Below are 6,558 nucleotides of genomic sequence, written 5' to 3'. Positions count from 1 at the left end.
GTGACTCTACCTCTTAGAATCTTTCAAAAGATTGTAATCGTGAAAAAGCACTCTTTAATAGAGTGCTTTTTATTTTATTTATTTCTATAAAAAAAGTGTCCCCCGGGGACACTTTTTTAAATTTTAGATTGATTAGTATATAAATCTGTTTGTTCATTTAAGAATTTTAACTCTAATTTTAAATTATTAACTTCTTTCATATCATTTGTATTTTTATGTTTAAAAAAAATACAAATATGGTATACAAATTCAAGTTAAATATGCTATAATATTCCAAACCCTTTGTTATTGATAAAGAATCTATAAGTAGGGTTTGTGACTCTACCTCTTAGAATCTTTCAAAAGATTGTAATCGTGAAAAAGCACTCTTTAATAGAGTGCTTTTTATTATATCGAAATTTACTTTTCGATGTTTTCTTACCATTACTAACTCTTTTACAATCTAATCACAACCAAATTCTTTACAATCAATATTTTCCAATAATTCGCCTGTTGCAATAGCTTTTCTAAAAGTAGAGTCTTTTAGATTATATTTTTGAGTTACTTCTGCAAATAATAATACTTCAAATGAGCACATGTATTTTATATACTATCTTTTCCTAAAAAATATATAATTGGTAGCTTTATAATTTCTACAAAATATTCCATTTTTACATACTTAACGACCAATTACGTTAAAACCATTTACAAATTCAGCTTTTCATAATATCTTTTTAAAAGAAGTCTGGTAATTGCTACTAATAATTTTTAGGGGGAATCATTATAAAAACAAAAAAATAAAGGAGAATTTAGAATGAAATTTAGTAAAAAAATTTATTGCGGAGCTATAATAGGTAGCTTACTATTAGGGAACTTAAGTACACTAAATGCATATGCAGATGGCTATAAGGAGGTTAAAGTTGATAACTTGCAGGTATATACAGATAAAAACGAAGTCTTATCTAAAGAAACACCTATATCAAGCATTGAATACAAAGGTGATTCTCTAAATATAATTAATGCAAAAAGTAATGAGAATATAATTTTTCATAATGATGGAAAACCAATAGAGACAAACTTATTTGAAGATAAGCAGGGTAATGAGCTTTTCGCAGTATCACTAGATAATGAAAATGGACAAAATATATACACTTATCATATGGCTGATACAGATGAGGTAAACATAAACGATACAATATCTAAAATACAAAAAGAAGAATTCAATGTAAGAAATACAACAAGAGCTCTTACTGGAGATGGAATGTATTCAGAAGGTTTTAAATGGGATTTTTATGCTACAATCAATGGAGCGAAGCAACAACAGGGAAGTCTATCTACTTCAGTGCTTATGAAGAGGGATCGTGCTAGTTCAAATACACAATCAATTTGGTCTGTAGAAGAATCATCTCAGCTATTATCTCGTTCAAATAGAGAAATAAAAAATCATGTAGTTAGAATGGATGTAAATCAATCTACCCAAATATTACATGACTGGGGTCCAAGAGCTCAAACTAATGGAGATAAATTAAGTGTTAGTCTTGGAGGTTTATCAAATCCTAAAAGTTGGTCTTTTAGTATAAAAGGATTTGGATTTGTTGATCATTCAAGACAAGGAAGCAAATATGGCAGATGGGAATTTATTAATAAAGGAATATATCCATCTAGGGAGCTTAATGTAAAACCGGGTATAACTGTTACCAATAAAAAAGGTAATTTAATAGTTAAACTAAGCCAAACAGTACAATTCTCTAAAAGTAGCCATCAAACAGGTGTCATTACTATAACAGAACCAGATTTTAAGTAATTACAAAATATCTTATTAACCTATAATGATATAATCTTATTTTGTATATTTACAACGTTAATCAAAATTAAATAATCCAAGTTGTAAAGTGTGCACTTATATAAACTTAAATTATTTTAATTTTCAGATCATAAATTGTTTCATATGTTGTTGAAGAATTTTTAAGATACATTAGTCATCAATAAATAACTCAAAATATTAGAAATAATTGGTAAAATATCCTTGTATAGTTAATACTCGTTTTTAGGACTCTAAAATGAGTATTAACCATCTTTTACCTTTTACTAAAAGAAAAGGAGACATTTTTTATGAAAATAGATAAAATTCTTAAAGTAGTATCAATTATAATTGGATTTGTAGGAGTTATACTTGGACTTTATACATTTTCAATGGATTTAAGATGGATGCTAACATCAAAAAACTTTGAATTAATATTAAAGTATGTATTTATAATAAGTGGCTCTATTATAACTGCATTAATAATATATGGGTTTGGAGAAATGTTAGAGTTATTATATAAAATCAATGAAAATTTATCAAAGCAAATAGAAAAATAGATACGCTTGTGATTTATATTATTGAAAAAGTCATCAACTAAATCTGAATAAGATAAACCTCGTAGAGTTGTACCTATGAGGTTTATTTTTTTAACACTATTCAAGTTGGTTCTAAGGTTAAAATAATTGGTTCTAACTATGCAACAGGGCAAACTATACCAAATTGGGCAAAAAGTAAAATTTATACGATTAGTAAAATAGATGGAAATAAGGCTCTTATACAGGAAATTACTAGTTAGGTATATATTTCAGATTTGAAATTAGCATAAAACTAAGGGATTAATGAAAAAAATAAAGGGCTTAGAATCGATTCTATGAGGTCGATTTTAAGCCCTTTTTATATAAATTCAATTTAATATAAAATTTTTATTCACCCTTTAAAATTACTTTTAAAATATTACAATACAATATATACCCTAATAATGATCCTAATAAATTTAATAATAAATCATTGATATCAAATACTCTATATGGTGCTCTTATCCATAATAAACATATTATTAATTGTGATAATTCAATTAATAAGCTAGTTAAAAAAGAATATTTTATTAAAATTTTTATATCTTTACATTTTTCAAATGATAAAGGAAGTAAAAATCCTAAAGGTATAAACATTACGATATTTCCAATTACTTGCTTTATAAAAGAAAATTTATCCATTTTGATAAAATCGTTGAATGGAATTAAATTTAAATAATAATTATTATATGAAGCTAGCTGAAGTGATTCAACACCAATTTTATCTAATGGTAATGGTAATATTGTAATATGGAAAACTATTACTCCGTAAAAATATAATAATGTAATATAAAATATTTTTTTAAAATTATATTTGGATTTTTTTAAATATATAAAAAGAACACTATATAAAATTATCGAAATTAAAAATGTAAATAAACTTTTTTCTAACCACATATTATTGAGAAATTGTACCTGAAATAGTTCCAGGAACATTTCTTTGAGCCTTTCTTAATATTAAGTAATGCTTTCCACTTTTACTTGGTGTAAAACTTGTAATTATATCGATATAACTTTTATATGATTCGCTTGTAAAATAATGCTCTCTTACACTTCCTACTGTTGTTTTTCTTCTAACTTCAATATAAGCCTTCTCGGTAGCTCCTAAGTTTGTATTAGTTACTTTAGCAGTAGCTGAAATTTTAGTATATTTAGCATTTAAGTCATAATATTTTCCGTTAGCTCCACCATCTATAATATTTCCATTGCCCCAAGTTCATGAAAAATTTGCTGAATACGCTAAGCAAGTTCCTGATAATGTAAATATCATTATCAAGCTTGAAACCATAATTGCTTTGATTTTTTTCTTTTCATAATTATTTCCTCCTCAAAATTATTCTTAGTAATTTATTTAATTCCTTCAAATTATATTATTAATGACAAAATTTGCAAATAGTTTTAACATAACTGGTCGTTAAATGTGCAAAACTAGAATATTTTGTAAAAAAATATACGATTTAACGATTAAAACTTATGTAATATAAAAAAATAGAAATTATAAAATTCTAATAAAAATCTACCTATTCCAACAAATTCAATTCCATTTACATTTATATCTATGTCTTAAAGTTGTCGAAATATAAGTAGTTTTATCTAAAGTATTTACACAACAGTAAATTATGATATTATTAGACTTAAATAAGGAATATCTTAGGAGTATATATATGAAATTTTAAAAAATGAAACTAATGTTATCTGTAATGTGTTCAGTATTAATTGTAGGAGTTAACGTTAATAAGTCATATGCAGGTTATAATCGAAACATTGACAATTTAAGAGTTACTTTAAAGGTTAGGAGTTCACCTTCAATATATTCAACTCATATAACTACTTTAGATGCAGACAAAGATGTAGTAGCAGGTAGTGACTCAAGCTCTAAAAGATGGGTAACTGAAGGTGGTGTTAGTAGGCTTTGGTGTTCATATGCTTACCCACAATTATCAAATGGAAAGTATCTAAATAATACTCGAGGATGGATGTGTGTATCTGAGACAGGTATAAGTAATGGTAGTTATATTGAGTCAACAGGTGGAGCTGTTATAACTCCTTCTTCAGGTGGATACTTATACCAAAATAGTTCATTAACATCTAAATATCCTACCAAATATGCACGTGGAACAACATTTGGTCCTGGTCAATTTTATTTTCAACATAGTGCATCAAATTTAAATGCTTGGGAAGTTAGACCTGGTGGAGTACTTAAATACATGGATGGTTGGTTGACAAATGCTTTTAACAAATAATATTTACAATGTTATATGATAAGGAGAGGTTATGTTAATTAAGAGGAAAATAACAACGATAGCAGTAATAGGGTTAGTACTCATATCTAGTGGTGTTATAAGTAAAGCTAATTATGATGAAAATGAAATATCTAAAAATAGAGAAATTGTAAAAACTAGTTATGAAAATTTATTAACGGCAGATGGAATAGATCATGTTAGAATAACATATGCTAATGGGGAATATGTAGATATAGAGAGATACTGAAAGAATGTTAGATCAAACAGACCATTATCATGAAAATGGAGAATTAATGTCTCGAATATTAATATTGAATGAAGGATCAGAGGCAATATCAATCGGAAATGACAACGGTGTATATTCAGGCTTAAGACAAGAGCTAACACATGATATAATTAAAGAAAATAAGAAAATGCTAAAAATATCTATGGTAGAATCTTATTTTACCTCTGATATTGAATCTGGATTAGATATTAATTGGGAGTCATCATATACAGAGGATGATAATATTATTAAATATTCTAGCAAAAACCATAATATATATATAGATAAGAATGATAATAGAGTATTAAAGAGATAGATTCTATCTAATGGAGAATTGTATCAGACTATAGAATATGATTTTATTAATAGAAATTCAAGAAGTGGTCAAGAATTATTTAGAATAGATAGTCCATTGACATCAAAAATGAGAAATTCTATAGACCTTAGTAATATTGAAATAACAGATAGTAAGGCTGAACCTGATGTTCCACTTAAAGATGCCAGAGGATAGCTGTATTAAAAATAAAATACTAGGGATAACTTTATCCCTAGTATTTTATTCTATAATAAATTAAATTATTTTTTATTTTATTATAGGTAGCATAACTCATAATTGATCCATTGAACCAAAATCTAAGCGAACCATGTGTTACACCTAGCAATTTAGCGGACTTGTCCATTGTGAAGTTATTATTTTTAATCCAAAGTTTTAAACTATTTATAAAGTTATCATAGTTCCAAACTAAATGAGTATATCCATCTCTACAAAGATAATTAATATCAAAGTATTCTGATAAAAGTTTTAGTATAGATATTGACGGATAATATCTGCCGACTTCATAAGCACTTATTATACTATTTGTAACATTGCATATAGATGATAAATCTTTAATATCAAGATTCTTGTCTAATCTAGATTTTCTAAGCCTTCCACCAAATGTATTTTCATTTATTTCATCCTTAATATACATGGAAATATTTGTATTTTTATCAATAGAGCATCTGATATATCGTGGGTAACCATAATAGTTGATTTATGTTCATTTTTTATAATCTTATATACATCATCATTTACTAAAAGTCTTGTTTGATAATCAAGTGCAGAGAATGGTTCATCTAAAAGTAATATACTAGGATTTACAGATAGTGTACGAATAAGAGCAACTCTTTGTCTCATACCACCGGATAATTCTTTTGGGTACATAGTTCTAAAATCCCAAAGGTCGTATGTTTTTAAAAGTCTTTCAACTCTTTTCATAGCTTCAGGTGTTTTTTTATGTTGAATCTCAAGTCCTATAGTTATGTTATCCATTATATTTCTCCATTCAAGCAAATGGTCTTTTTGAAACATATATCCTATAGTTCCATCAATTTTTACTTCTCCTGATGTTGGTTCCAATAATTTTGTCAAGATGTTTAAAATAGTAGATTTTCCACTTCCAGATGGTCCAAGGAGTGTTAGGATTTCACCTTCTTTTAGAGTGAAGTTTACGTCTTTTAAGACTTCTAGTTCACCGTCTTTACCATAGAAGATTTTGTTAAGTTTTTTTACGTCTACTATTGTTTTCAATATATCACCCCCTGTTATCTATATAGTTTATTGTATTAAAATTAGGGGAAATTTGTACCAATTTATAGGTTTTATTATTATATTAAAATTATTTAGGTAGATATTTTGATTAGAATAGGCAT

The 6,558-nt window shown here is 26.6% G+C and carries 10 protein-coding genes; 6 read left to right on the top strand and 4 right to left on the bottom strand.

All coding sequences use genetic code 11. The annotated features are described in order from the left end of the window. Window positions 1-442: 442 nt before the first annotated feature. Window positions 443-577: a hypothetical protein gene (locus I2A66_RS17445; RefSeq protein WP_279265836.1), complete on the bottom strand. Its 135-nt coding sequence runs from the start codon at window positions 575-577 to the stop codon at window positions 443-445. A gap of 216 nt (window positions 578-793) precedes the next feature. Here I2A66_RS17445 and I2A66_RS15050 point away from each other — a divergent pair, with 216 nt between their 5' ends. Together I2A66_RS15050 and I2A66_RS15045 are read left to right on the top strand one after the other, a co-directional pair. Beyond that, window positions 794-1,783: a hypothetical protein gene (locus I2A66_RS15050; RefSeq protein ID WP_122639829.1), complete on the top strand. Its 990-nt coding sequence runs from the start codon at window positions 794-796 to the stop codon at window positions 1,781-1,783. 308 nt (window positions 1,784-2,091) lie between these two features. Continuing rightward, a complete protein-coding gene (locus tag I2A66_RS15045) occupies window positions 2,092-2,340 on the top strand; it encodes a hypothetical protein (protein ID WP_122639828.1) in 249 nt (82 codons plus the stop codon). Between the two features lie 366 nt (window positions 2,341-2,706). Here the strand turns inward: I2A66_RS15045 and I2A66_RS15040 are convergent, their stop codons facing one another. Then, a complete protein-coding gene (locus I2A66_RS15040) occupies window positions 2,707-3,255 on the bottom strand; it encodes a VanZ family protein (RefSeq protein ID WP_195251918.1) in 549 nt (182 codons plus the stop codon). Between the two features lie 782 nt (window positions 3,256-4,037). Here I2A66_RS15040 and I2A66_RS15035 point away from each other — a divergent pair. From I2A66_RS15035 to I2A66_RS15020, 4 genes are read left to right on the top strand one after another with little or no spacing between them, the layout of a single operon-like run. After that, on the top strand, window positions 4,038-4,601 hold the full coding sequence (locus I2A66_RS15035) for a hypothetical protein (RefSeq protein WP_124097563.1): 564 nt from the start codon (window positions 4,038-4,040) through the stop codon (window positions 4,599-4,601). A 31-nt stretch (window positions 4,602-4,632) separates the two neighbouring features. Beyond that, window positions 4,633-4,848 carry a hypothetical protein gene (locus I2A66_RS15030; RefSeq protein WP_122639825.1) on the top strand — a complete coding sequence of 72 codons (216 nt, stop codon included), beginning with the start codon at window positions 4,633-4,635 and terminating at the stop codon, window positions 4,846-4,848. 4 nt (window positions 4,849-4,852) lie between these two features. Continuing rightward, window positions 4,853-5,182 carry a hypothetical protein gene (locus I2A66_RS15025; RefSeq protein WP_122639824.1) on the top strand — a complete coding sequence of 110 codons (330 nt, stop codon included), beginning with the start codon at window positions 4,853-4,855 and terminating at the stop codon, window positions 5,180-5,182. Between the two features lie 18 nt (window positions 5,183-5,200). Continuing rightward, window positions 5,201-5,377 (top strand): hypothetical protein, encoded by a 177-nt coding sequence (locus I2A66_RS15020; RefSeq protein ID WP_164489018.1) that lies wholly within the window; start codon window positions 5,201-5,203, stop codon window positions 5,375-5,377. Between the two features lie 37 nt (window positions 5,378-5,414). Here the strand turns inward: I2A66_RS15020 and I2A66_RS15015 are convergent, their stop codons facing one another. Beyond that, entirely contained in the window at window positions 5,415-5,837 is a 423-nt protein-coding gene (locus I2A66_RS15015; protein ID WP_195251917.1) for a helix-turn-helix domain-containing protein, read from the bottom strand. Further along, window positions 5,816-6,436 (bottom strand): ABC transporter ATP-binding protein, encoded by a 621-nt coding sequence (locus tag I2A66_RS15010; RefSeq protein ID WP_122639822.1) that lies wholly within the window; start codon window positions 6,434-6,436, stop codon window positions 5,816-5,818. The genes I2A66_RS15015 and I2A66_RS15010 overlap by 22 nt, the downstream gene beginning before the upstream one ends. Between the last annotated feature and the right edge of the window lie 122 nt (window positions 6,437-6,558).

This window comes from Romboutsia sp. 1001713B170207_170306_H8 (genome assembly GCF_015550495.1).
Taxonomy (GTDB): Bacteria; Bacillota; Clostridia; order Peptostreptococcales; family Peptostreptococcaceae; genus Romboutsia_E.
Note: the sequence above shows the minus strand (reverse complement) of the source record. Positions and strands in the feature narration are given on the sequence as shown.